The organism is Streptomyces albiflavescens (assembly GCF_014645835.1).
GTDB lineage: Bacteria > Actinomycetota > Actinomycetes > Streptomycetales > Streptomycetaceae > Streptomyces > Streptomyces albiflavescens.
In genome coordinates, this window is the sequence record NZ_BMMM01000013.1 from 184,237 (window position 1) to 207,301 (window position 23,065).

General features: G+C 70.7%; 21 protein-coding genes, 1 pseudogene and 1 riboswitch. Of the genes and pseudogenes, 10 read left to right on the forward strand and 12 right to left on the reverse strand.

Annotated elements, in window-relative coordinates; genetic code table 11:
• Window positions 1–3: 3 nt before the first annotated feature.
• Both IEY95_RS31575 and IEY95_RS31580 read left to right on the forward strand, forming a co-directional pair.
• Window positions 4–1,008, forward strand: a complete 1,005-nt coding sequence (locus IEY95_RS31575; protein WP_189189579.1) for an FAD binding domain-containing protein — start codon at window positions 4–6, stop codon at window positions 1,006–1,008.
• Complete coding sequence (locus IEY95_RS31580; RefSeq protein ID WP_189189580.1) at window positions 1,005–3,236, forward strand: xanthine dehydrogenase family protein molybdopterin-binding subunit; 2,232 nt, start codon at window positions 1,005–1,007, stop codon at window positions 3,234–3,236. Before IEY95_RS31575 ends, IEY95_RS31580 begins: the two co-directional genes overlap by 4 nt.
• Window positions 3,237–3,270: 34 nt before the next feature.
• Here the strand turns inward: IEY95_RS31580 and IEY95_RS31585 are convergent, their stop codons facing one another.
• Window positions 3,271–4,419, reverse strand: coding sequence for a PP2C family protein-serine/threonine phosphatase (locus IEY95_RS31585; RefSeq protein WP_189189581.1), 1,149 nt, complete (start codon window positions 4,417–4,419; stop codon window positions 3,271–3,273).
• Window positions 4,420–4,607: 188 nt separating this feature from the next.
• Here IEY95_RS31585 and IEY95_RS31590 point away from each other — a divergent pair, with 188 nt between their 5' ends.
• Window positions 4,608–4,826 (forward strand): hypothetical protein, encoded by a 219-nt coding sequence (locus IEY95_RS31590; protein WP_189189582.1) that lies wholly within the window; start codon window positions 4,608–4,610, stop codon window positions 4,824–4,826.
• Between the two features lie 56 nt (window positions 4,827–4,882).
• Here the strand turns inward: IEY95_RS31590 and thiD are convergent, their stop codons facing one another.
• Together thiD and IEY95_RS31600 are read right to left on the reverse strand one after the other, a co-directional pair.
• A complete protein-coding gene (gene thiD / locus IEY95_RS31595; RefSeq protein WP_189189583.1) occupies window positions 4,883–5,680 on the reverse strand; it encodes a bifunctional hydroxymethylpyrimidine kinase/phosphomethylpyrimidine kinase in 798 nt (265 codons plus the stop codon).
• A gap of 18 nt (window positions 5,681–5,698) precedes the next feature.
• The gene (locus tag IEY95_RS31600) at window positions 5,699–7,120 is read right to left on the reverse strand and encodes a purine-cytosine permease family protein (RefSeq protein ID WP_189189584.1); all 1,422 of its coding nucleotides are present in this window, start codon (window positions 7,118–7,120) and stop codon (window positions 5,699–5,701) included.
• Window positions 7,111–7,205: riboswitch (TPP riboswitch) on the reverse strand. (Overlaps the previous gene by 10 nt.)
• A 118-nt stretch (window positions 7,206–7,323) precedes the next feature.
• Between IEY95_RS31600 and IEY95_RS31605 the strand changes: the two genes are divergently transcribed.
• Window positions 7,324–7,569: a hypothetical protein gene (locus IEY95_RS31605; protein WP_189189585.1), complete on the forward strand. Its 246-nt coding sequence runs from the start codon at window positions 7,324–7,326 to the stop codon at window positions 7,567–7,569.
• Window positions 7,570–7,881: 312 nt separating this feature from the next.
• Window positions 7,882–8,712, forward strand: coding sequence for an alpha/beta fold hydrolase (locus IEY95_RS31610; RefSeq protein WP_189189586.1), 831 nt, complete (start codon window positions 7,882–7,884; stop codon window positions 8,710–8,712).
• A 51-nt stretch (window positions 8,713–8,763) separates the two neighbouring features.
• Here IEY95_RS31610 and IEY95_RS31615 read toward each other — a convergent pair whose 3' ends face one another.
• Complete coding sequence (locus tag IEY95_RS31615) at window positions 8,764–9,366, reverse strand: NADPH-dependent FMN reductase (RefSeq protein WP_189189587.1); 603 nt, start codon at window positions 9,364–9,366, stop codon at window positions 8,764–8,766.
• Window positions 9,367–9,515: 149 nt separating this feature from the next.
• Here IEY95_RS31615 and IEY95_RS31620 point away from each other — a divergent pair, with 149 nt between their 5' ends.
• Complete coding sequence (locus IEY95_RS31620; protein ID WP_189189588.1) at window positions 9,516–10,364, forward strand: helix-turn-helix domain-containing protein; 849 nt, start codon at window positions 9,516–9,518, stop codon at window positions 10,362–10,364.
• 40 nt (window positions 10,365–10,404) lie between these two features.
• Here IEY95_RS31620 and IEY95_RS50430 read toward each other — a convergent pair.
• Together IEY95_RS50430 and IEY95_RS31630 are read right to left on the reverse strand one after the other, a co-directional pair.
• Window positions 10,405–10,512, reverse strand: a pseudogene (locus IEY95_RS50430) (hypothetical protein); the annotation flags it as partial.
• A 48-nt stretch (window positions 10,513–10,560) separates the two neighbouring features.
• Complete coding sequence (locus IEY95_RS31630; RefSeq protein ID WP_189189589.1) at window positions 10,561–11,136, reverse strand: TetR/AcrR family transcriptional regulator; 576 nt, start codon at window positions 11,134–11,136, stop codon at window positions 10,561–10,563.
• Window positions 11,137–11,272: 136 nt separating this feature from the next.
• Here IEY95_RS31630 and IEY95_RS31635 point away from each other — a divergent pair, with 136 nt between their 5' ends.
• From IEY95_RS31635 to IEY95_RS31645, 3 genes are all read left to right on the forward strand, one after another.
• Window positions 11,273–11,890, forward strand: coding sequence for a class I SAM-dependent methyltransferase (locus tag IEY95_RS31635; protein ID WP_189189590.1), 618 nt, complete (start codon window positions 11,273–11,275; stop codon window positions 11,888–11,890).
• A 35-nt stretch (window positions 11,891–11,925) separates the two neighbouring features.
• Window positions 11,926–12,582 carry a DUF2218 domain-containing protein gene (locus tag IEY95_RS49400; RefSeq protein WP_229703496.1) on the forward strand — a complete coding sequence of 219 codons (657 nt, stop codon included), beginning with the start codon at window positions 11,926–11,928 and terminating at the stop codon, window positions 12,580–12,582.
• Window positions 12,583–12,942: 360 nt separating this feature from the next.
• Entirely contained in the window at window positions 12,943–14,886 is a 1,944-nt protein-coding gene (locus IEY95_RS31645) for a S41 family peptidase (protein ID WP_189189591.1), read from the forward strand.
• 204 nt (window positions 14,887–15,090) lie between these two features.
• Here the strand turns inward: IEY95_RS31645 and IEY95_RS31650 are convergent, their stop codons facing one another.
• The 6 genes from IEY95_RS31650 to IEY95_RS31675 are packed head-to-tail and all read right to left on the reverse strand — an operon-like array spanning window position 15,091 to window position 22,198.
• Window positions 15,091–15,954, reverse strand: coding sequence for an ABC transporter ATP-binding protein (locus IEY95_RS31650; protein WP_189189592.1), 864 nt, complete (start codon window positions 15,952–15,954; stop codon window positions 15,091–15,093).
• Window positions 15,951–16,982, reverse strand: coding sequence for an ABC transporter ATP-binding protein (locus tag IEY95_RS31655; protein ID WP_189189593.1), 1,032 nt, complete (start codon window positions 16,980–16,982; stop codon window positions 15,951–15,953). The genes IEY95_RS31650 and IEY95_RS31655 overlap by 4 nt, the downstream gene beginning before the upstream one ends.
• Complete coding sequence (locus IEY95_RS31660) at window positions 16,982–17,845, reverse strand: ABC transporter permease (RefSeq protein ID WP_189189594.1); 864 nt, start codon at window positions 17,843–17,845, stop codon at window positions 16,982–16,984. Before IEY95_RS31660 ends, IEY95_RS31655 begins: the two co-directional genes overlap by 1 nt.
• Window positions 17,842–18,810: an ABC transporter permease gene (locus IEY95_RS31665; protein ID WP_189189595.1), complete on the reverse strand. Its 969-nt coding sequence runs from the start codon at window positions 18,808–18,810 to the stop codon at window positions 17,842–17,844. The genes IEY95_RS31660 and IEY95_RS31665 overlap by 4 nt, the downstream gene beginning before the upstream one ends.
• Window positions 18,807–20,480: an ABC transporter substrate-binding protein gene (locus IEY95_RS31670; RefSeq protein ID WP_189189596.1), complete on the reverse strand. Its 1,674-nt coding sequence runs from the start codon at window positions 20,478–20,480 to the stop codon at window positions 18,807–18,809. Before IEY95_RS31670 ends, IEY95_RS31665 begins: the two co-directional genes overlap by 4 nt.
• 47 nt (window positions 20,481–20,527) lie before the next feature.
• Window positions 20,528–22,198, reverse strand: coding sequence for an amidohydrolase (locus IEY95_RS31675; protein ID WP_189189597.1), 1,671 nt, complete (start codon window positions 22,196–22,198; stop codon window positions 20,528–20,530).
• A gap of 126 nt (window positions 22,199–22,324) precedes the next feature.
• On the opposite strand from IEY95_RS31675, the gene IEY95_RS31680 reads away from it, so the two are divergent.
• Complete coding sequence (locus IEY95_RS31680; RefSeq protein ID WP_189189598.1) at window positions 22,325–23,020, forward strand: TetR/AcrR family transcriptional regulator; 696 nt, start codon at window positions 22,325–22,327, stop codon at window positions 23,018–23,020.
• Window positions 23,021–23,065 lie beyond the last annotated feature (45 nt).

The following is a 23,065-nucleotide window of genomic DNA, read 5'->3' on the forward strand; positions in this document are numbered from 1 at the left end:
GCCGTGCGGCCGATCACCTACTCGCGCGCCATCGACACCGCGACGGCGATCGCCGCGGTCAGCGCCGACCCCACCAGCGACTTCCTCGCCGGCGGCACCACCGAGATCGATCTGCTCCGGCAGAACGTCCTCCATCCGCGGCGGCTCGTCGACATCAACGACCTGCCCCTGACACAGATCGAGGCCACCCCGGAGGGAGGTCTGCGCATCGGCTCCCTGGCCCGGATGAGCGAGGTCGCTGCGGCACCCGTGGTGCGCGAGCGCTTCCCGATGCTCAGCCAGGCCCTGGAGCTAGGCGCCTCGGCACAGCTTCGGCACATGGCGTCCATGGGCGGCAACCTCCTGCAGCGGGTGCGGTGTTCGTACTACCGGGACGCGGAGTCCCCGTGCAACAAGCGTGAGCCGGGCACCGGTTGCTCTGCCATCGAGGGGTTCAGCCGCGGGCACGCCGTCCTTGGCACCAGCGAGCATTGCATCGCCACCCACCCCTCGGACGCGGCCGTGGCGCTGATGTCCCTCGACGCACAAGTGCACACACTGGGCCCCGACGGCGGCGAACGCACGTATGCCTTCGACGACTTCTTCCTTCTGCCCGTCGACTCCCCGCACCGCGAGCACCCGATGGAGCACGGCGAACTGATCACGGCCATCGAGGTGCCCGCGGCGCCCGTGGCCCGCCACTCGCTCTATCTGAAGATCCGGGACCGCGAGAGTTACGAGTTCGCGCTCGTCTCCGTGGCGGCCGCGTTGTCCGTCGTGGACGGCATCATCGCGGACGTGCGGGTGTCGCTCGGAGGTGTCGCCACCAAACCGTGGCGGGCCCGGCGGGTCGAGGACTTCCTGATCGGCGCCGCCGCGCAGCGGAGCAACTTCGCCCAGGCGGCCCGGGTGGAGCTGATCGACGCCCGGGCGACCTCCATGAACGCTTTCAAGGTCGAACTCGCCCAGCGCGCGATCGTGCGCGCCCTCGAAACCCTCACCGGCGACGGAAGCGAGAGCCCGGCATGACGACCGCACCGGCAATCGGACAGCCCCTCGACCGTGTCGACGGCCGCCCCAAGGTCACCGGCACCGCCCGCTACTCCGCCGAGATCCCGATCCCCGGCACGGCCTACGCCTGCCTCGTCGGCTCTCGCGTCGCCAGCGGCCGCATCACCGGGATCGACGCAAGCAGCGCCCAGGCGGAGGAGGGCGTACTCGCCGTCCTGACCCACCAGAACCTGCCGAGGATCGCGGAGCAGCCGCCGCTGGTCCCCTCCCTGGCCGGCACCGCCGCCCCTGGGCAGACCTTCTTCCCGATGCAGGACGACATCGTCCACTACGCGGGCCAGCACATCGCGATCGTCGTCGCCGACACCTGGGAGCGGGCACAGCACGCGGCGAGCCTGCTGCGCGTCTCCTACGAGGAGACGCCCCCGGTCACCACCCTCGAGCAGGGCCGCGACCAGGCATACGAACCCGAGCGCATCTTCGGCGGCTGGCTGCCGGGCCGGGTGGAGCGCGGAAACATCGATGCGGGGCTCGCCGAGGCGGACGCGCGGGTGGAGGCCACGTTCACGTACGCCGCGAACAACCACAACCCCATCGAGCCGTCGTGCACCACCGCCGAGTGGGACGGCGACGAGCTGGTGCTGTACGACTCCACCCAGGGCGTCAACGCGACCCAGCTCACCGTCGCGCGCCTGCTCGGGACCCCACTGTCGAAGATTCGCGTCATCGGCCACTACGTCGGGGGCAGTTTCGGCTCGAAAGCCATGATCCACGACCATGCGGCACTGGCCGCGATGGCTGCCCGGGAGGTCGGCAGGCCTGTCAAACTCGCGCTGAGCCGTGAGCAGATGTTCACCTCGGTCGGGCACCGCGAGGAGCAGGAGCAGGAGATCGTCCTCGGTGCGACGCGCGACGGCCGGCTGACCGGGATCCGGCACCACAAGCTGTCCCCCACCTCGCACTTCGACGACTGGGCCGAGCCCTCGATCGGCGTCGCGTCGGAGATCTACGCGTGCCCGAACTACCAGGGCGTGTACCGGCTCTTCCGGGCCAACACGATGACACCGACCTTTATGCGGGCGCCCGGGGAGGCGAGCGGCATGCTCGCGCTCGAGTGCGCGATGGACGAGCTGGCCCAGGAACTCGGTGTGGAGCCGATCGAGCTGCGGCTGCGCAACTACACGGACGCGAGCCCCTCGTCGGGCCACCCGTGGTCCAGCAGCGGGCTGCGGGAGTGTTACCGGCGTGGTGCCGCGCGCTTCGGCTGGGAGGGCCGCGATCCGCGGCCGGGCATGCGCAGGGAGGGGAACTGGCTGATCGGGACGGGCATGGCCAGTGCGGGCTACCCGGTCGCTCCGCCCGCCAATCCGCAGCGCGCCCGCGCCCGCCTCTACGCCGACGGCACCGCCCTCGTCCAGGCCGCCACCCCCGACTTCGGCACGGGTGTGGCCACGGTCATGACGCAGGTCGCCGCCGACGGGCTCGGCATGCCGGTGGACCGCTGCCGGTTCGAGAACGGCGACACCGACCTGCCCAACATCGCGGCCGCGGTGGGCTCCGCGGGCGCCGGAATGATCAGCGCCGCGGTGCACAGCGCGGCGACCGCCCTGCGCAACCAGCTGATCGCCAGGGCCGTCGCGGACGCCAACTCCCCGCTGCACGGCGCGAACCCGGTCGACGTGGTCGTACGGGACGGGGTCATGACGGCCGGGACTGCCTCCGATTCCTACGTCGACCTGCTGCAACGGAACGTCCAGCCGGACGCCGAGGCGTCCGGTGCCTGGAGTCCGCCGGCCGGCGACGCCCCGTACGCGATGATGACGTTCGGTGCCCAGTTCGCCGAGGTGGCCGTGGATCCCGAATTCGGTCTGGTCCGGGTGCGGCGTATGACCGGCGCTTTCGCTCCCGGCCGGGTCCTCAACCCCAAGTTGGCCCGCAGCCAGCTCATGGGCGGCATGCTCTGGGGCCTGGGCCAGGCGCTGCTGGAGGCCAACTACACGCACCCGCGCACCGGCCGCTGGGCCAACGCGAGCCTGGGCGAGTACCTGGTCGCCGTCAACGCGGACGCGCCCGACGTCGACGTCGAGCTCGTCGAGGTCGAGGACGACATCGTCAATCCGCTGGGGGTCAAGGGCGTCGGCGAGGTCGGGCAGGTCGGTGCCGCGGCCGCGATCGCGAACGCCGTCTGGCACGCGACCGGCCGACGCGTCCGCAAGATGCCGATCACGATCGAGGATCTGCTGTGACGCAGGGACAGGGCAGCCGACCCGCGGACTGAGCTCAGACGGCTTGTGAAAGTGTCCGGTCCCGTTGGACGACGATCATGGCCATGTCGTCGTCCAGTCGGCCGCCCGCGTACTCCCGCACGTCGGCGGCAAGCCTTTCGACCAGCGGACCGGCCGCCTGGTCAGCCCAGGCTACGGCGCGTTCGGCGAGCGGATAGAAGACACCCCGCCCGTCCCGGGCCTCGCTGACGCCGTCGGTGTAGAGGACCAGCCGGTCGCCGTGGTCGAACGGGAAGGTCGCCGGAGCATAGGTGCTGTCGGGCAACACGCCGAGGCCGAGCGGCGGCGACGGCTCGGGCACCGCGAGCGCGGTCGCCGTGGCGGTGGCGTGGCGCAGCAGGAGGGGCGGCGGGTGCCCGCAGCTGATCACGTGCACCACCGGCTCGTCGTCCGGGATGTCCACCACCGCGGCGGTCACGAAGCGCTCGGCGGCGTCCTCCTCCAGTTCTGCGAACTCCGCGAGTCCCCAGCGGACGGCATCCTCGATGTAGGCGACCAGCTCTGGCAGCGGGATCTGACGGTGTGCCGCGGCGCGGAAGGCGCCCAGGACGATCGCCGTGTCGCTGATCGAGGCGAGGCCCTTGCCCCGGACGTCCCCGATGAGCAGCCGCGTGGAGCCGGGGATCCGGGCCGCTGCGTAGAGGTCACCGCCGATGCACGTGTCTGCTTCGGCGCTGCGGTACTCCGAGGCGAGGGAGACGGGCCCGGCCCGCTCCGGGAGCGGTCGCAGTACGACGCGCTGCGCTGCGTCGGAGACCGAGCGCGCCCGGGCGAGCTCCAGCTCGCGCCGGTCCCGCGTGCGGGTGAAGAGGATCAGGAAGGCGGAGACGGCGACAAGAGCGGAGAGTTCGACGATGACACTCTCCGTGGTCAGGGTCTGTCGCTCCGCTCCGGCGGCTACCAGTGCGAGTACCGCCAGTACGCCGATCAGGGCGGTGGCGCGCGGTCCGGCGCCGACGGCGGTGACCGCCACGGCGACGGCCAGCAGGTGGGCGAGATGGATGTCCGGCGGCAGGAACACGTCGGCCACCGGAATGGCGACGATCGCCAGAAGAGGGCCGACCAGCCACAGCGGGTCCGGCGCAGCCCGGCGCCAGGCCCGCAGGGTTTCGGTCACAGATGTGGTGATGGTGGCAGCGCTCACGTCGTGCTCCGGTGCTGGTCGTCCTTTCCCCACCAACACATGGCCGTCCGTCCGTCATTCCTCGGGCAGTGGGCCCGGCCGCCTCGAGCGCCTTCGACGGTTGCCCGGTGTGGACGACGCGGGAACTCTGAGTAACACCGGTCGGGCCACGGGCGCGCCCTCAGGACGCCGGCCGGTTGTGCGGCGTGATGGCGTGGGGACGCCGGTACCTGTCGGACGGCGTCGGCTTGGACCGGGCCGTCGCTGCCGACGACGTGGTCATCGTCGCTGGTGCCGCCCGCGCCGACCGGACCGAGAGCCCTCTCGTAGCGATCCGGTGTGTGGCCAGGGCGCTGACCTGCGGCGATCAGATGAGTGGAGACGCCAGGATGGCGGTGTTCTCCGACAACCAGGTCTCGCAGGGATGAACGGCCGACGACCGCCGCCGCCCGTGTTCCGTGCCTCTCCGGATGCCCCGCTGGAGTCAGAAGCGCGATCGGTCCTGCCACCCATGGTCGACGGGCCCGATGCCGGCGCCCAGGGCGAAGCCGGCCGCGATGGCCTCGGTGACGTACTCCTTGGCCCGCCGTACCGCGTCCGGCACCTCGCGGCCCTGCGCCAGGCCCACCGCGACGGCCGACGCGAGGGTGCAACCGGTGCCGTGTGTGTGCTGGTTGTTGTGGCGCGGAGCGCGCAGCCAGTGCTCCGCGCTTCCGTCGGTGAGCAGGTCGACGGCCTGCCCTGGGAGATGGCCGCCCTTCACCAGCGCCCAGCGGGGACCGTAGGCGAGCAGCCGCTCGGCGGCCCGGCGCATGCCCCCCTCGTCCGTCACCGTCACACCGGTGAGCTCCGCAACCTCGTCGAGATTGGGGGTGACCACGGTCGCCAGCGGCAGCAAGCGGGTCCGTACGGCGTCCAGCGCGTCGTCCGCCAGCAGGCGGTCTCCGTGTTTGGAGACGCTCACCGGGTCGACGACGACGGGAGCGGCCAGGTCCGACAGCAGCTCGGCGACCGTCGTGACCAGATCGGGCGAGGCGAGCATCCCGGTCTTCACGGCCTGGACGCCGATGTCGTCGACGACACTGCGGTACTGGGCGCGCACCGCCTCCACGGGCAGCGCCCAAGCACCCTGCACACCGAGGGAGTTCTGCGCGGTCACCGCGGTGAGCACGCTCATCCCGTGGGCGCCGAGCGCCAGCATCGTCTTGAGGTCGGCCTGGATGCCGGCGCCTCCGCCGGAATCGGAGCCGGCGATCGTCAGAACCAGGGGTGGCCGGGGCATGGGAGATGTTCCTCTCGGTCAGCCGGCGCAGGGCCGTGCCTGTGCGCGGCGGCGCAGCCGCAGGGGGGCGTACGTGGCCAGGGCGACGACGAACGCCACGTAATAGGAGAGATCGGCGCCGTGCAGCGCGTGGGCGACCGGCCCCACGTACAGGCCGGTGTCCATGAACGGCACGGCCGCGGCGAAGGCGGCGACGAACGCCAGCAGCGGAGGCCACCATGGCTGTGGCCGGGCGGTCTCGACGGTGAGGTCGACCGCGGCGCCGCCCCGTGCGCGAGCCCGGGCGATCCAGTCCACCACGATGATCGCGACGAACCCCGGGATCCAGTAGCCGACGAACAACAGCACGTTCTGGAAGCGGGTGGTGGTGTCGGCGGCGTGCATCCACAGCACCAGCGGGAAGCCGAGCGCGGCGGCGAGCGCGGCGGCCACCGGACGCGGCACGCGGACTCCGACGGTCTGCAGCGCCAGGGAACCGCTGTAGTCGTTCATCGCGTTGCTGCACACCGCCGCCAGCGCCACCGCCAGCAGCCCGAACGCGCCCGCTGCCCCGCCGCCCAGCAACTCGTCCACGCCCGCGGCCGTTTGATCGGTCAGCACGGACGCACCCCACAGCCCCAGAGCCTGGACGGCCACGAAGGACACGACGAGGCCCAGCAGGGTGCACCAGAACATGCGGGCGCGGGAAGTGGTGTGCGGCAGATAGCGGCTGAAGTCGCTGGCGTACGGGGCCCAGGACAGGGCGAGACTGAGCGCGATGGTGCTGGTCAGCACGAACGCGCCCGCGCGGTCGGCGCCCGCCGCCGGGCCGGTCGCGGCGGGGTGGACGCCGTCGAGCATCCGCCAGGCGATCACCGCGAAGGCGAGGGCGAGCACAAAGGTCATGGCGATCTGCAGGCGGTGGATGGCCTCGTAGCCCAGGACCCCGAGCGCTCCCTGAGCAAGCATCATGACCAGCACCCCGAGCCAGAACGGCCAGCCGCACAACCGGGCCAGCGCGTCCCCTCCGAAGAGCCCGATCAAGGCGTCCCAGGCGACCGAGGACAACCACTGCAGGATGCCGGGCAGCGCCACCGCACGGCCGAAGGCCAGCCGAGCGAGGGGGAGTTGGCCGGTCCCCGTGAGGCTGCCCCAGGTACTCAGATATGCGGTGGGCAGCGCGCCGAGCAGGGTGCCGAGGACGACGGCGGCGAGGGCGGTGGCGAAGTCCAGACCGAGCGCGATGCCGATGGTTCCGGTGAACACGCCCGTCATCGTGAGGTTCGGGGCGAACCACACCGTGAACAGGCGTCCGGCGCCGCCGTACCGATTGCTCTCGGGTACCGGCTCGATGCCATGGCCCTCGACCCGGAGGTCACCGGGAGCGGCCGGCATCCGTCCGTCGAAGACGGTCGGCCGGCTGTCGGCGGGCAGCCCGCCGGAAACATGCGCAAGTGGCATGGAGACATCCCTCCGCCAGTACGAACTGGTTCAGGTTCGACGGGTGTGATCTCAGCCCTCACATGGGGCACCCCGTGTCCGGTACGACGGACACACTAACCCGACCCGGTGGCGTGTGTGCACGGAGGAGCTGTGCTCACGGCCCCGAAGACCGGCTCTCCCGTGCGTTGGGTCGAATGCCCGATGCTCCGGCGGCCAAGGAGATGAGTCCACCGCAAGCCTCCATCGATGCCGCCCCGGCCCGTCTCCGCAAGGGCGAGTACCGGCAGGGCGCGCGGCTGTTCGCGGAGAAGGCCGCGCTGGGGCCAGACCTGTGGGACCGGCTGCTCGCCGCAGCGCGCGAGACGTTCGTGCGCAACGCCCCCATCTGGCTGGACGAACAGTGCGACCCCGCCCGGGCGACGCTCGATCTGAACGTTCTCGCGCGCTGCACCGCACCGGTGCGCTGAGCGGCGGCACAGAGAGTCCGAGGTGGCTGGGGACGGTCCTCGACCGGTTGGCGGCCGTTATGCCGCAGGCGCGGGGCCAGGCCATCGAAGGGGCGGGATACATCCCTCACGTCACCCATCCGGAGCGGTACGTCGCGGGCCTCACCCGCTTCATCGGGGCGGTCTGAAGGGCGCCCCCCGTCGTCTGGTCGGCGGACGCTCGCGCCACAGCGCGGGCCGCGCCGTCGATCGGTACTGTCGGAAGTGATCGCCGCTCGCTCTCCGCTCCCGGTTCCCGGACCCGGGTGACCGAGCGGAAGGAGGCAGGGTGCCGTGACCGTGATCTCCCTGAAGTCCGCTTCGGTGCGGGAAGGGGTCACTCTCCCGTACGCCGAAGCCGGCTACCCCAGCGGCACACCGGTCGTCTTCCTGCATGGTCTCGCCGACTCCTGGTGGTCCTTCGAGCCCCTGCTGAGACGCCTGCCGCCGTCCCTGCACGGCTACGCCCCCACCCAGCGCGGCCACGGCGACGCCGACCGCCCTGCGCAGGGCTACGCGCCCGGGGACTACGCCGCCGATCTTGTGGCCTTCCTCGACGCCGTCGACATCCCCGGCGCCCTCCTCGTCGGCGCCTCCAGCGGCGGCGTGGCCGCCCGGATGGTCGCCGGCAGCCATCCCGACCGGATCTCGGGGCTGGTGCTGATCGGGGTGCCCGGCACGCTCACCGACAAGCCCGCCGTGACCGGACTGCGGGAGAGCGTCGAGGGCCTTTCCGATCCGGTTCCCCGAGAGTTCGTCGAGGACTTCATGGCCCGCACGGCGAACCGGCCAGTCGCCCGGGGACTCGTCGAGACCATGGTCGAAGAAAGCCTCAAGCTCCCCGCGTACGTCTGGAAAGAGACCCTGCGTGGTCTGCTGGAAGCCGATCTCCGCGCGACCCTCGCGGGCATCCTGGTGCCCACTCTCGTCATCTGGGGTGACCAGGACGACATCCTGCCCCGCGACGACCAGCAGACCATCCTGGACGCCGTCCACGGAGCGCACCTCCTCGCCTACGAGGGCGCCGGCCATGTCGTCCACTGGGAAGAGCCCGAACGCGTGCTCGCCGACATCGCCGCCTTCGCCACGCGCATCGAGCACCCCGGTACTTCCCGCCCGCTGTGAGGGACTCCTCGCGGCGGGCGGGTGCGCGGTCTCGGGGTCCCGGATGAGGTGTCAGGCCGCCGAGTACGGTCGGTCACGGCGAGCGTCGTGGAGGACGGACCCCCACCAGAGCATCTGGTCGAGCATGATCTTGGCGGCGCCGGCCGGGCCCTCAGGGGCGTGGAGGGTGCCCTCGGGCGTGAAGAGCTCGTAGTAGCGGGGGAACGAGACGTAGTCGCGGACAGTGTGAGCCTGCAACTCGTTGAAGACCTGGCGCAGTTGCTCGATCGCGAGGAGGCCACCGCTGGCTCCGCTGTAGCCGACGAAGCCGATCGGCTTGGCGCGCCACTCCGTGTAGTGCCAGTCGATGGCGGCCTTCAACGAGGCCGGGAAGCTGCGGTTGTAGTCGGGGGTCACGATCACGATCGCGTCGGCCGACCTGAGCCGCCGGGTCAGCTCGGTCATCCCGGCGGGACGGGGCAGGTCGGGCTGCAACGCCGGTGGCACGGATGGCAGTTCGAGCGGGAGATCGAAGCTCGCCAGGTCGATGAGCTTCACTGCGAACTGGCCGTGCTGCTCGGCCTGTTCGACGAACCAGTTCGTGACGACGGGCCCGAACCTCCCCTCTCGGACGCTGCCGGTGATCACTACGAGGTTCAGCCGCTCACTGGGCATGGCTGTGCTCCTTGTTCTGACGAGTGGGATGACCCCTCGGTGGGGTCAGTGCTCCAAACTGCCGGGCGGACCGCGGGGGAGGAAGGCCGGGCCGAGACTGGTAGTGGCAGGGCCACGACCCGGCGGGGCAGGGCTGTTACGTTCAAGGGGTGAGCGACAACGAGCTGGGCCTGTTCCTGCGTCTGCGCCGCGAGGCTGTCAAGCCTTCGGAGGTGGGACTGCCCGCGGGCCCGCGCCGCCGTACGCCCGGACTGCGCCGAGCGGAGCTGGCGACCCTCGCGGGAGTCAGCGTCGAATACGTCACCAGGCTCGAACAGGGGCGGGATCGCCGTCCGTCCGCGGAGGTGCTCTCCGCGCTGGCCGACGCGCTGCGGCTGACCGTGGGCGAGCGCGTCCACCTGCACCGTCTTGCCAAGGGGGCAGAGGGCGGATTCAGCTGCACGGGCGGCGCGATGCCGAACCGTGTCGTGCGGCCGACCGTCCAGGCTCTGCTGGACCGGCTCGAACCCGCTCCCGCCGTCCTGCTCAACCGGCTGAGCGAGATTCTCGCGTGCACGGCAGGTTATCGGAGACTTGCCGGGCCGATCGGGCTGTTGGACGGGACCTGGCCCAGCCTTGCGCGTTTCGTGTTCACCGATCCCAGGGCGCGTGCCGCGTACCCGGACTGGGAGCGCGTCGCCGACGAGCAGGTCGCCGCCCTCAAGCAGGGGCCGGGACTGTCCGACCCTCATGTCGCCTCGCTCATGGACGAGTTGACCATCTCGTGCGGGGCGGAGTTCGCGGGGCGGGTGGAGACGCTGCCGGGGCTGCCGAGGCCGAGCGGGGTCATGCGGCTGCTTCACCCGGAGGTGGGGGAGCTGCGGCTCGCGTACGAGATGCTCGAACTGCCCGCCGACGACGACCAGTGCCTCGTGGTCCACCTCCCCGCCGACGAAGCGAGCCACATCGCTCTCGATCGCCTGACGGGACGCCACCCGGGCGCTCTACGAGCGGTCTAGACGACTGAGACCTGGTCTTGCCGGCGACGACCGTGCCGATGGACGCGACGGAGCCCGTGTCGTGGCCTACGACGTCCGTGTCGGACTGGCGGACAGTTGTCGGGCCGACCGGGGCGGCGAACTCGCCCGCCGCGATCTGCCGGGGCACGGTCGTCGTGCCGTTGTCGAACTCCGAGGTACCGACGGCCAGATCGCCTCAGGGGGAGGGGCGCAGGCCGTCCACCGTGACTTGGACGAGCCTGCGCACCGCGGCCTGGGACCGCAGCCCGCCCGCCGCACCGAGGGCGTGCAGGCAGTAGGCGGCGAGCTCGTCCTGCGCTACGTCGTCGCGCACCTCGCCAGCCTCCACGCCTTCGCCGAGCAGCTCACCGACAAACCGGAGCAGATGCCGTTCGGCGTGCGCGACGTGTTCCCCTCGGTGCAGCACGGCACCGATCTCCGCGTCGTGACCGTGACGCCGTTGCTGGATGCGGGCGTAGGCGCCGAGAACCGCCGTCAGCCGCTCTCCGGGACTGCCGGGCCGATCGCGCAGCGCCGCGAGTTCCTGGAGATGGCCGTCGATCTGACGCTCGTGCCAGGCCGTGAGGATCGATTCGACGTCCGGGAAGTACTTGTACAGCGTGGCCCGGCCGATCCCGGTCCCCTCGGCGATCCGGGACATGGTCACGCCCCGTAGCCCCTGCTCGGCCACGAGAGCGGCCGTGACCTCCAGCACCGTGTCCCGTACCGCGCGGCGGTGCTCCTCGATCGTCTCGTTCCACAGCTTCGGCACATCCGTAGTCTACGAGGCGACCTATTGGATACACCCTGACTTGACGTAGACACAGTGTATCGATAAATCTGAAGGTGTCGCCCGGAGCCGAATCCCGGCGACGACGATCCGGCCGCTCGCAAGGGGAGGACCCCCCATGTCCGTCTCACCGCATCGCTCGGACGCCACTGCTCCCCGGGGACCCGACGACCTGTATGCCACTCCACCGCCCTGGGACATCGGCCGCCCCCAGCCCGCCTTCCTCGCCCTCGCCGAGGAAGGCGCCATTCGAGGCCGGGTACTGGATGCCGGCTGCGGCACCGGGGAGCACGTGCTCATGGCCGCCGCGCTCGGGCTCGACGCCACCGGCATCGACCTCGCCGCACGAGCCCTGCGCACCGCAGAGGAGAAGGCGCGCGCCCGCGACCTCACGGTGCGGTTTGTGCGTCATGACGCCCGGCAACCGGCCGACCTCGGCGAGCACTTCGACACCGTGCTCGACTGCGGGCTCTTCCACGTCTTCGACGGCGAGGACCGCACCGCGTACGTGGGCGGCCTGCGGTCCGTACTGCCGCAGGGCGGGCGCTACTTCATGCTCTGCGTCAGTGACCGGGAGCGCGGCGCCTGGGGCACGGTGCACAAGGTGACGCGCGGCGACATTCAGACGGCGTTCTCCGACGGCTGGCACATCGACTCCGTCGAACCGTCCGCCATCGAGCTCAGCGTCGCCCCGGGCCACGTCGAGGCCTGGCTCGTCACTCTGACCAGGACCTGAACCTCCCATCGACCACCACCGACCTGAGGATCGCCATGCCGATCGCCGAAGCCCGCGTCCCCACCAACCGCCCCAGCCGGTATCTCGTCCAGTTGTGCAAGCACTTCAGCAACAAGGGCCGCCACCTCGGCCACCGCGCACGGTCTCACAACGGCGGCGATGCCGTGCCGCCGGCCGGGATGCACATGCCGCCCGATCTCAAGCCCGACCAGATCCATGTCGAGTGGTCGGAGACCCAGGGCGTCCTGAGCCTGCCGTGGGGCCGGTGCACCTTGGATGCAGAAGCGGATGCGCTGATGCTGCGCGCCGAAGCCGACGACGAAGAGGGGCTACGGCGGCTCCAGGACCTCCTGGAAGCGCACATCGGCAGGTTCGGCAGGCGCGACGAACTGCGAGTGGACTGGCAACAGCCGGACAGGCCTGCTGCCGAGCGTGCGGAGGCTGCCGGCGCCACGGCCCCACCCGCGGCATCGGTCTCGGCGCGGCGCGGACGCCTCACCTGGGCAGGTATCACGGTCCTCGGCGTCCTCGCCGTGGCCGTTCACCTGGGCCTGGCCGGTGCGGTGCTCTCCGGGCCGCGCTGGACGGGCTGGGTCGTCGGCGCCGTCCTGGCTGTCATCGTCGTGAAGATCACGGCACTGACGGTGTTCGGCCGTCGTGTGCATCGCCGCAGCCGGGAACAGGCCGGGTAGTCCGCGCTGCCTCGCGCCATCCCGTGCTGCCTCGTGCCGTCCCGCGGTGCGCCTCAGCCGCGCGGTCTCTCACCTCGATCGTCCGGACGTGTCCGCTTCGGTGAAATCGACAGCTCGCCCGCAGCCTGCGTCACGGCCATGTCGCGGCCGCCGTGCCGCCCGGCGGCATGCGCCCGGTTCAGCTCGATGTGAGAGGTCCTCACCGCCCTCCGGAGGAGCGTGCCCCCGTGAGGCCGGCCTCGCCGAACCGGGGGACATCCGTTCGGGCGAAGAACGCGTGCACGGCTCATTCCGACCGGCGGTTCACCCGATAACGGACCGCGAGAGAGCCGAGACCCGACCCGCCCTCAGGAGCCCGAGATGAGTGACGCAGCCGACCGAACCATCCCCGATTTCGTCCCGAACGCGGCCGAACCGGTGCGCGAGCACCTGGCCGCCTCCACGGACCTGGCCACCTTCCTGCGGACAGCGGGCACGCTGACGCTGGTCGAACGCCGGCTCATCGCCGCCCAGGCGCTGATTCTGCTCGAGCAGAACTACGTCCACCTGCCCCTCAAGGCCGCGATGTACGCGGTGAATCCCCTCCAGCGTTTGCGGCTGCTCATCCACCACATGGAGCGTCTGACGCCGCAGACCATGCCACCGGAGTGGATGTTCCACACCGAGATGTCGGAGATCTTCCACTCGGTCAGGGACCTGCACACCAACTACCTGCTCCCCGAGCCCTTCGTCGGCAAGATCGCCTTCCTGCCGTTCCTCGTCGAGCGGTACACCGACCAGCAGGGCGCCCATTTCATGGTCACCCAGGTGGCCGAGGGCTTTGTGGCGCCAGGCTTCACACCGGGCGTCGAGATCACCCACTGGAGCGGCGTCCCGATCGCCGACGCCGTGGACCTCGTCGCCGCCCGGTTCGCCGGTAGCAACCCCGAGGCCCGCCGCAGCCGGGGTGTGCAGTCGCTGACCGTACGGCCGCTGCGTATCCACCTGCCTCCGTTCGAGGAGTGGGTGACCATCAGCTACCTCGACGCGAACGGCACCCAGCGGGAGTTCCGCGAGAACTGGCGAGTCGTGGACAACCTGCCCGCCTTCGTCGACGCGGACGCGGTCAGCAGTGTGGCCGCAGCCCAGGGACTGGACCTCGAAGCCGACGAGACCAGCCGCGCCAAGGTACTGCTGTTCGCTCCGAGGGTGGTCGCCCAGGTGCAGGCCGCAGCGGTCGGCGAACCCGCCCCCGACCTGCGCGCGGGCGAGATCGCCACCACGCTGCCGAACGTGTTTCGGGCGAGGCAGGTGGAGACGTCCGCCGGGACTTTCGGCCATCTGCGGATCTTCACCTTCAGCGTGGATGACCTCGAGGCATACATGGAGGAACTCCGGCGGCTGATCAGCCTGTTGCCGGACCGCGGCCTGATCCTGGACGTGCGGGACAACGGCGGCGGTCTCATCTTCGCTGCCGAGTTCGCCCTGCAGCTCTTCACCCCCGGCCGGATCACCCCCGAGCCGGTGCAGTTCATCAACACGCCCCTCAACCTGCGGATCTGCCGCGAACACCAGGACGACCCACGGGTCAACCTGGGTGCGTGGGTGCCCTCCATGGACCAGGCCGTCGAGATCGGAGCCGTGTTCTCGGGCGCCTTCCCGCTGAGTCCCGAGGACGCCGCCAACGCCATCGGTCAGCAGTACTTCGGGCCGGTTGTGCTCATCACCAACGCCCGTTGCTACTCCGCCACCGACATCTTCTCCGCCGGCTTCCAGGACCACCGCATCGGCCCGGTCCTGGGCACCGACCAGTGCACGGGCGCAGGCGGCGCCAACGTGTGGACACAGGACTTCCTCACCGATCTCCTGGCCGGTGAAGCGGACTCGCCGTATGTGCGACTGCCGAAGAAGGCCGGCATGCGTGTGGCGATCCGCCGCACCCTGCGGGTGCTCGACAACTCCGGCACCCCCGTCGAGGATCTCGGCATCACGCCCGACGAACTCCACCGGATGACGCGGGCCGACCTGCTCCAGGACAACACCGACCTGCTGGAGCGGGCCGGCCAGATCCTGCAGGGCCTGGCCCCGCATGCCGTGTCGATCACCAACGCCACCGCCGTCGACGGCGCCCTGCGGCTCAAGGTGACGACCACCAACATCGACCGGCTCGACGTGTATGTCGACCAGCGGCCCCGCGCATCGCTCGACCTCGTCGACGGCCAGGCCGACGTCACCGTGCCGGACGCCGCCACCGCGCGCTCGGCCCGGGTGGAAGGATTCGCGAGCGGCCGGCTCGTCGCAAGCCGGACCGAGCAGTTCCAGTAGCCACGGCGCGGTGCCGGCCCCCGCGGCCGGCACCGCCCCAACGGCCGCGCCACACAGGGGGCCGCCCTTCCGGCCGACCGGGGTGACGCCCCGTCAACTGAACAGCCGGGATGTGCGGCTGGTGGTGGACACGGCGACGGTGGTAGCGAGTCCGGGTGACGGGCCGCCGCCAGAGCCCGGTCTGCGAATGGTCGCCAGGACTCCTCAGCCACGCCCTCCCGGAGCCCCGGCGGCCGGCAGCGGATCGAGCTCCCGGCGTCGGCGGCTGATCGAGTCGGGATCCCAGCCCGGTCGGGGAACGGAAGCCAACAGGAGCTGCGTGTACGGGTGTCCGGGGTGGGTGAGGAGGTCCGCGACGGGGCGGTGTTCCATGGTGCGGCCCCGATACAGGACGAGCGCCTCGTCGCACACGTACCGCACGACGGCCAGGTCGTGGCTGACGAAGACCAGGCCGATGCCGGTATCGCGGCGGATGTCCGACAGGAGATTGAGCACCTGTGCCTGTACGGATACGTCGAGGGCCGACACCGCCTCGTCGAGCACGAGTACGGCCGGTTCGACGGCCAACGCCCGTGCGATCGCCGCGCGTTGGCGCTGGCCGCCGGAGAGCTTGCGGGGGAGCGCGGTCGCCTCACGCTCGCCGAGGCCGACCTGGGCGAGCAGTTCCTTGGTGCGGGCGGCCCGGTCCGCCCGGTCCGTCAGGCCGTGCAGGCGCAGCACCCCGTCGATGGTCGCGCCGATGCTGATGCGCGCGTCCAGCGAGAGGTACGGGTCCTGGAAGACGATCTGGACCGCCTTGGCGCGGGCGAGGCGGGCCGCCTTTCCACGTACGGTCGCGGCCAGCGGCTCGCCCTGGACCAGGATCCGTCCCGCGTCCGGGCGTTCGAGGCCGATCAGCATCCGGGCGGTGGTCGTCTTGCCGGAGCCCGACTCCCCTACGATGCCGAGCGCGCCGCCGGCCCGTACGGAGAACGACAGGTCGTCGACCGCGACGAACTCCGCTTTTCCCGTCCGGTAGGTCTTGCGCAGACCGCTCACCTGGAGCAGCGTGCGCGCGTCGCTGGTCAACTGTCCTCCCTGTTGGTCGAGTTGGGGACCGTCGCCGTCGGGGCGAGCGTGGCGGGCGCGTCGGTGAGGTCGTCGGCGCGGTAGCAGGCGACCAGGGCCGTTCCGTGCTGCTCCAGGGGCGGTGGGGACTGATCGCAGACGCCGGGCCGGGCGAAGCGGCAGCGGGCCGTGAAGGAGCAGCCGGACGCGGAGTCGAGCAGACCCATCGGGGCCCCGGGGATCGGAGTCAGCCGGGCGGGCGGGCCGTCCGGCGCCGACAAGGGAGGGGACGAGCCGAGCAGGCCCGCGGTGTAGGGGTGGCGAGGCGCCGCGAACAGCTCGGCGGTGGGCGCCGTCTCGACGATCCGCCCGGCGTACATCACGTAGATGCGGTCGCAGGCGGCGGCCGCGAGTTCGATGTCGTGGGTGATGAGGAGCAGGCCCAGGTCGCGTTCGCGTTGCAGCCGTCCCAGGATGGCCATGATCTCGGCCTGGGTGCTGACGTCGAGGGCGGTGGTCGGTTCGTCGCACAGCAGCAGCCGGGGCTCGGCGGTGAGCGCTCCGGCGATCATGACGCGTTGGAGCATGCCGCCGGAGAGTTCGTGCGGATACTGGTTCAGGTGCCGGGCGGGGTCCGGGAGGCCGACCGCGGTGAGCAGTTCGACGGCCCGGGCGTTCGCGCGGTCCTTGGCCCAGCCGTGGCTGACGCGCAGCGACTCGGTGAGGAAGTCCCCGATGCGGCGCACCGGGTTGATGCCCGCCCGGGGGTCCTGGAAGATCATCGACGCCTTGGCCGTACGGACAGTGCGCAGGCCGGTGGCTTCGGCGCCCACCAAGTCCGTTCCGTCGACCCGGACTTGGCCTTCGAGCCTGGCCCCCGCAGGGAACAGGCCGAGGGCGGCGCGGGCGGTGACCGACTTCCCGGAGCCGGATTCGCCGACCAGGGCGACGACTTCACCGGCCGACACGGTCAGGTCGATGCCATCGAGGACCGGGCGGGCCATCCCGGGCAGGGCGATGCTCAGGGCCTCGTACTCGAGCAGTGCCATCAGGAATCCCTCCCCGCGAGCCGGTCGCCGAAGTTCTCGCCGACGACGTTGAAGGCGACGACGACCAGCGTGACCGCGACCGCGGGCACGATCGCGGACAGCGGCCGGCCCTGCAGCACGGCGGCCTGACTCTGGTTGATCATCGCGCCCCAGTCGGGTGCCGGCGGCTGAACGCCAAGGCCCAGGAAGGACAGGGCGGCGAGGTCGAGCAGCGCGTAGCCGAAGTTGACCGTCGACTGGGCGAGCACGGTCGGGCCGATGTTCGGCAGCAGCCGGCGGACCGCGACGAACATCCCGGAGTGCCCCTGGACGCGGTAGGCGGCGATGTAGGGCCTGGCCTGCTCCTGCAGGGCGAGGCCGCGCACCAGCCGGGCGGTGTACGGCATGTAGGCGAGGGACATGGCGATCACCGGTGCCGTCATCCCCTTGCCGAAGACCGCCACCGCGAGGATCGCGACGAGCAGCGCGGGGAAGGCGAACACGACGTCGAGCAGGCGCCCGATCACGGTGTCGACCCAGCCGCCCCGCCAGGCCGTGAACAGGCCGACGGCGATACCCGTAGCGGTGGAGAACAGCACCACCGCGAGCGGCCCGACCAGGCTCGTACGACTCCCTTCGATCAGGGCCGAGAACGTGTCGTGCCCACCCTGGTCCGTGCCCAGCCAGTGCTCGGGGCTCGGGCCCACGAGCCCCGCACCGAGCTCGCCGTAGGTCGGATCCTGCGGCGCAAGCCACGGCGCGAACACCGAGACCAGCACGAACAGGACCAGAAACAGCAGGCACAGGTTCTGCAACCAACCGCCGCTCAAGGCCCGCAGCCGGGCGAGGGGACCGCGCATCACGCCTGCGATCTGTGCGCTCATCGTGCGCTCCCCGCTGCGGCCACCCGCGGATCGATCAGTGGATGCACCACGTCCACCAGGGCGTTGACCACGACGAACGCGGCCACCACGAGCAGCACGATCGCCTGCACCACCTGGAAGTCCATCTGGTTGACCGACTGCACGAGCAGCGATCCCACGCCTGACATCCCGAACGCGGTCTCCACGATCGAGGTGCTTACCAGCATTCCCGAGACGAGGAGCGCGGAGACGGTGACGATCGGTCCGAGCGCGTTGCGCAGCACATGACGCCGGATCACGGTCCAGCGTGGTGTGCCGCGGCTCACCGCGACCTCGACGTGCTCACGGCCCAGCTCCTCCAGCATGGACGAGCGGGTCACCCTTGTCACCAGCGCCATGAACGTCACCGACAGGGCCACGGCTGGAAGAACGACGTGATGCAGTCGGTCGAATACGCCGGTGCCGTTGCCGATGGTCGGGAACCAGCCGAGCCGCACCCCGAACAGCGAGCGCAACAGCAGCGCGGCGACGAAGGCGGGGGCGGCGGCGCCCACCGTCACCAGGAGCATCAGTAGGGAGTCGGTCCGCGTGCCGCGACGCAGCGCGCCGACCATGCCCGCCGCGATGCCGACCACCGCGATCAGCAGGGCCGACACCGCGATCAGCAGCAGCGTGGCCGGAAGGCGCGAGGCGAGGACCGAGCTGACGTCCTGGTGGAAGACGTACGACCGGCCGAAGTCGCCGTGCAGCACGCCGTTCAGCCAGTGCCCGTACCGGACCAGGAACGGCTGGTCGAACCCGTACTGCCGCCGGATCTCGGCGAGTTCCTCGGGGCTCGCGCTGCGGCCGCGGACCAGGAAGCTCGCCGGGTCGCCGGGCGCCAGGTACAGCGAGGAGAACACCAGGAACGAGGTGACCAGGAGGGTCGCGGCCATCCCGGCCAGTCTGTGCAGGCCGCCGAGTGCCCGCGTCGCCGCGACCGTCATCCCTTCGCCCCGATCTCGGCCGCCCACGGGTAGTACAGGTAGGCGATCGACGGCTGGACGCCGGTGATCCGGTTGCCGAGGAAGACGCTCACGGGCTGCGTGTACAGGGGCAGCCAGGGCAGTTCCCGCAGGGCGATCTGCTGCGCCTTCGCGTTGGCCTCGGCGTGCGCGGCCGGCTCGTACGTGCCGACGGCCTGCTCGACCGCCTTGTCGAAGTCCTTGTTGGACCAGCCCCCGTAGTTGGTGAACACGCCGGTCTCCAGGGAGCCGTACATGTCCAGCGGGTCGGTGATCGACGTGTACCAGAAGGTGAGGAAGAGGTCGATGCCCTTGCGGGCGGCAGGGTCGGTGAAGAGCGTCGAGTACTTCTCCGGGGAGAGGGTGTCGATCTTGGGATTGAGCCCGATGGCCTTGGCAGCCTGGGCGACCGCCTGCGTGATGATCGTCGTCTGCGAGTCGAGCGGGCTGGTCGCGATGACGATCCGCTGACCGTGCACTCCGGCCTGCTTCGCGAGCTTCTTGGCCTTGGCCGGGTCGTACGAGTAGCGCGGTATGTCCTTGAGGAGGGCCGTGCGGGTCGCGGCGGGCACGTTGTTCCACATGTTGTCGGTGACCAGGGAGTCGGCGACCTCGCCGACCCCGCCGACGCCGGCCTTGACGATGCCCTTGCGGTCGATGGCCATGAGCAGGGCCTTGCGCACCTGGGTGTCGCCCAGCGGGCCCTTGAGATCGCCGACCACCTCGTCGGCGACGGTGGTGTTGCGGCCGAAGTAGAGCTTTCCGGCCTGGGACGAGCGGAGTTGGTCGTAGGCGTCGGCCGGGACCATCCAGCCGCCGTCCACCTCACCGCTCTGGAAGGCGTTGACGCGGGTCGTCGCATCGCTCAGGAACACGAACTTGACCTGGCGCGCCTTGGCCTTGAGCTTGGGGTTCCAGTAGCCGTCGAACTTTCTGAGCACGAGCGACTGGCCCGGGGTCCAGGACCCGAACGAGAACGGCCCGGTGCAGTTCACGCCGCCTTTGGGACTGCCGTAGTTCTTGCCCTCCTTGGCGAGGGTGGCGGCCGACTCGACGGTGCCGGGGCTGGCGGCCATCTCCTGGTTGAAGGTCGAGTCCGGCTTCTTCAGCTTGACGGTGACTTCCAGCGGCCCGGACGTGGCGATCGACTTCACGTTCCGGAACGAGTTGGCCCAGGCGCTGCCCACGGCGGGGTCGAGGTGGCGGCGCAGCGAGGCGACGACGTCCTGCGCGGTGAGCACCGTTCCGTCGTGGAAGCGCACCTGCGGGCGGATCTTGTAGACCCAGGTCGTGGGCGTCGGATTGCTGTACGAGGACGCCAGGTTCGGCGACATCGTCAGGTCCGGATTCCAGCGCAGCAGGCTCTCGCAGACGTTGGAGAGGATCTGGTTCGGCGGGTAGTCGAACGCGTAGGCGTAGTCGATCGAGGTCGGCTCGGCGTAGATCGACCACGTGAAGGAGCCGATGTTGCCCGCGGCGGCGGGCGTCCGGTCCGTGAGCTTGTACGCGGCGCTCCTGCTGCTGCCCTCGTCGGGGTGCGCCGTGCCGCTGCACGCACTGGTGATGAGGACCGCGGCCGCCGCGAGGAGGGTCCCCACCGTGCGGCGCAGCGGTGGTGTCCGTCGTCTCGATCTTGCGCTGTCTGAGGGCATCGTCTGTCTCCGTCCAGGATTGGCTCGGCGAAGTAAGGGGGGATACGTCAGTCGTTCGCGGTGAAGACGAGCCGGCCCTCGACATAGGTCCGACGCACCCGGACGTCGGCGATCTCCTGGGAGGGGTGCGTGAACGGGTCGCGATCGAGGACGACGAGATCCGCGTACTTGCCCTCCTCGACGGTGCCGGTCACGTCGTCGAGGTGGTTCACCCAGGCGCTGCCCGCGGTGTACGCGGTCAGCGCCTCGGCCAGGGTCAGGGCCTGCTCGGGGAAGAACGGCGGGTACGCCGCGCCGGATGCCTCCGCCAGGGGTACGGCGCGGTTGACCGCGACATGGATGCCCCACAGCGGGTTGGGGCTGCTCACCGACCAGTCGCTGCCCGCGACCAGGCGGGCCCCGGCGCGTCGCAGATCCCCGAACGGGTATTGCAGAGCGGCCCGTTCGGGGCCCAGGAACGGGATCGTCAGCTCATCCATCTGCGGTTCGTGCGCGGCCCACAGCGCCTGGATGTTCGCGGCCACGTCCAGGCTCGCGAAGCGTCCGATGTCGTCGGGATGGACGACCTGGAGATGGGCCATGTGGTGCCGGTTGTCATTGACGCCATTGACGGCGAGGGCCGCGGCGAGCGCGTCGAGGGCCTCGCGGACGGCGCGGTCACCGAGCGCGTGGAAGTGGACTTGGAAGCCGGAGCGGTCGAGCGCGCACACCGCCTCGGTGAGCAGGGCGGGTTCGACGAAACTGAGCCCGGCGTTGGCGGTGGGGCAGCCACAGCCGTCGAGGTAGGGCTCCAGCATTCCGGCGGTGAAGTTCTCCGCGACCCCGTCCTGCATGATCTTCACGCTGGTGGCGTTGAAGCGGCCCACCTGTCCGGTGCGGCGGCGCTCCTCCAGTTCGGGAAGCTGTTCCAGGCCGCGTTCGCGGTCCCACCACAGGGCGCCGACGACGCGGGCGAGCAGTGAGCCTTCACGCGCCGCGCGCAGGTAGATGTCGAAGTTGTCGGGGTTGCCGGGGAAGGCGCCGATCATGGCGTCCTGCCAGCCGGTCACCCCGAGCGAGAAGAGGTACTCCTGTGCGGCGAGCAGTCCGGCGTACGCCTCGTCCTGTGTCGCGAGCGGCACATGACGGGCCACCAGTTCCACGGCGCCCTCGTGCAGGGTGCCGGCCGGGGCGCCGTCCGCCTCCCGTTCGATCCGCCCGTCCACGGGGTCGGGGGTGTGACGGTCGACCCCCGCGATCTCCAGCGCGCGGGTGTTGGCCCAGGCGCCGTGGCCGTCCCGGTTGGTGAGCATGACGGGCCGGTCCGGCACCACCGCGTCGAGCATGCCGCGCGTAGGCGTACCCCCGGGGAAGCTGTCCATCGACCAGCCGCCGCCGCGGATCCAGGCCGCATCCGGATGCTCCTTGGCGTACTGGGCCACCACCGCGAGACAGCCCTCGGCCGTGCTCTGCTCACTCAGGTCGCAGCCGAGCATCAAGGCTCCGGCCACCACGGGATGGACATGGGCGTCCTGGAACCCGGGGATGAGCAGCCCGCCCTCCAGGTCGACGACCTCCGTGGCGGCTCCGACGAGCGACCGCACCGTGCTCGCGTCGGCGACGGCGAGAATCCGGCCGCCCCCGACGGCGACGGCGGCGTCCACCGGGGCGGACCCGGCTCCGGTGAAGACTCGGCCACCCACGAAAACGGTGTCGACCCGTTGGCTGATGTGCGTCATCAACGCATCCTCCGGCTCGGCGGGCGGACCCGCTGGCTTGTTGTTGAGGAGGAGTGAACGGCAGCGCAACGTTGTTGTCAACGATGTTGCGCAATCTCGCTTTCCGATCGATACACTGGCTGCACCATGCCGAAATCACCCGCAACCACAGTCCGCAGCAAGCGCGCAGGCAGTCAGCTCACGCCCGACGCGATCATCGACGCGAGCCTGCGCATCGCGGCCCGCGGAAGCGAGGACGCCTTCACCGTCCGACGCCTGGGCGAGGAGCTCGGGGCGGACCCGACCGCGATCTACCGGCACTTTCGAGACAAGGACGAGCTGCTGCTGTCGGTCGCGGACCGCACGCTCGCCGAGGTGCTCGACAGCATCCCGGAAGGCCTCGACTGGAAGGACCGCATCCGGGCACTCGCCGCCGGATCACTGGCGGTCGCCCTCAAATATCCGGTGGTGGCCTCGGCCATGGCGAGCCGGACCACGCGGCGGGCCAACGAGTTCCGGGTCGTCGAACTCATCCTCGGCGCTGTCATGGAGGCCGGACTCGAGGGCGCCGAGGCGGCCGTCCACTACCGCATGGTCGGAGACTCGCTCCTCGCCTACGTCGGTCAGCAGGCCGCGTATCTGCTGTTCGACCCGGACGCCCGCGCGGGCGACGAGTCCTCCTGGAGCCGCGAGTACCGCCTGGTCGACCCGCAGGGTTTCCCGAACATCACCCGCCTGAGTGCCGAACTCCCCGAGGTGACGGACGAGCAGATCTTCACGACCACGGTCGAGGCGCTGATCTCGGCGATCGAGAAGCGGGCCGAGACCCTGCGGGGGGCCTAGTACTCCAGTCAGGGTGGTCTTGGCCCGGCTCCCCCCAACTGGAGC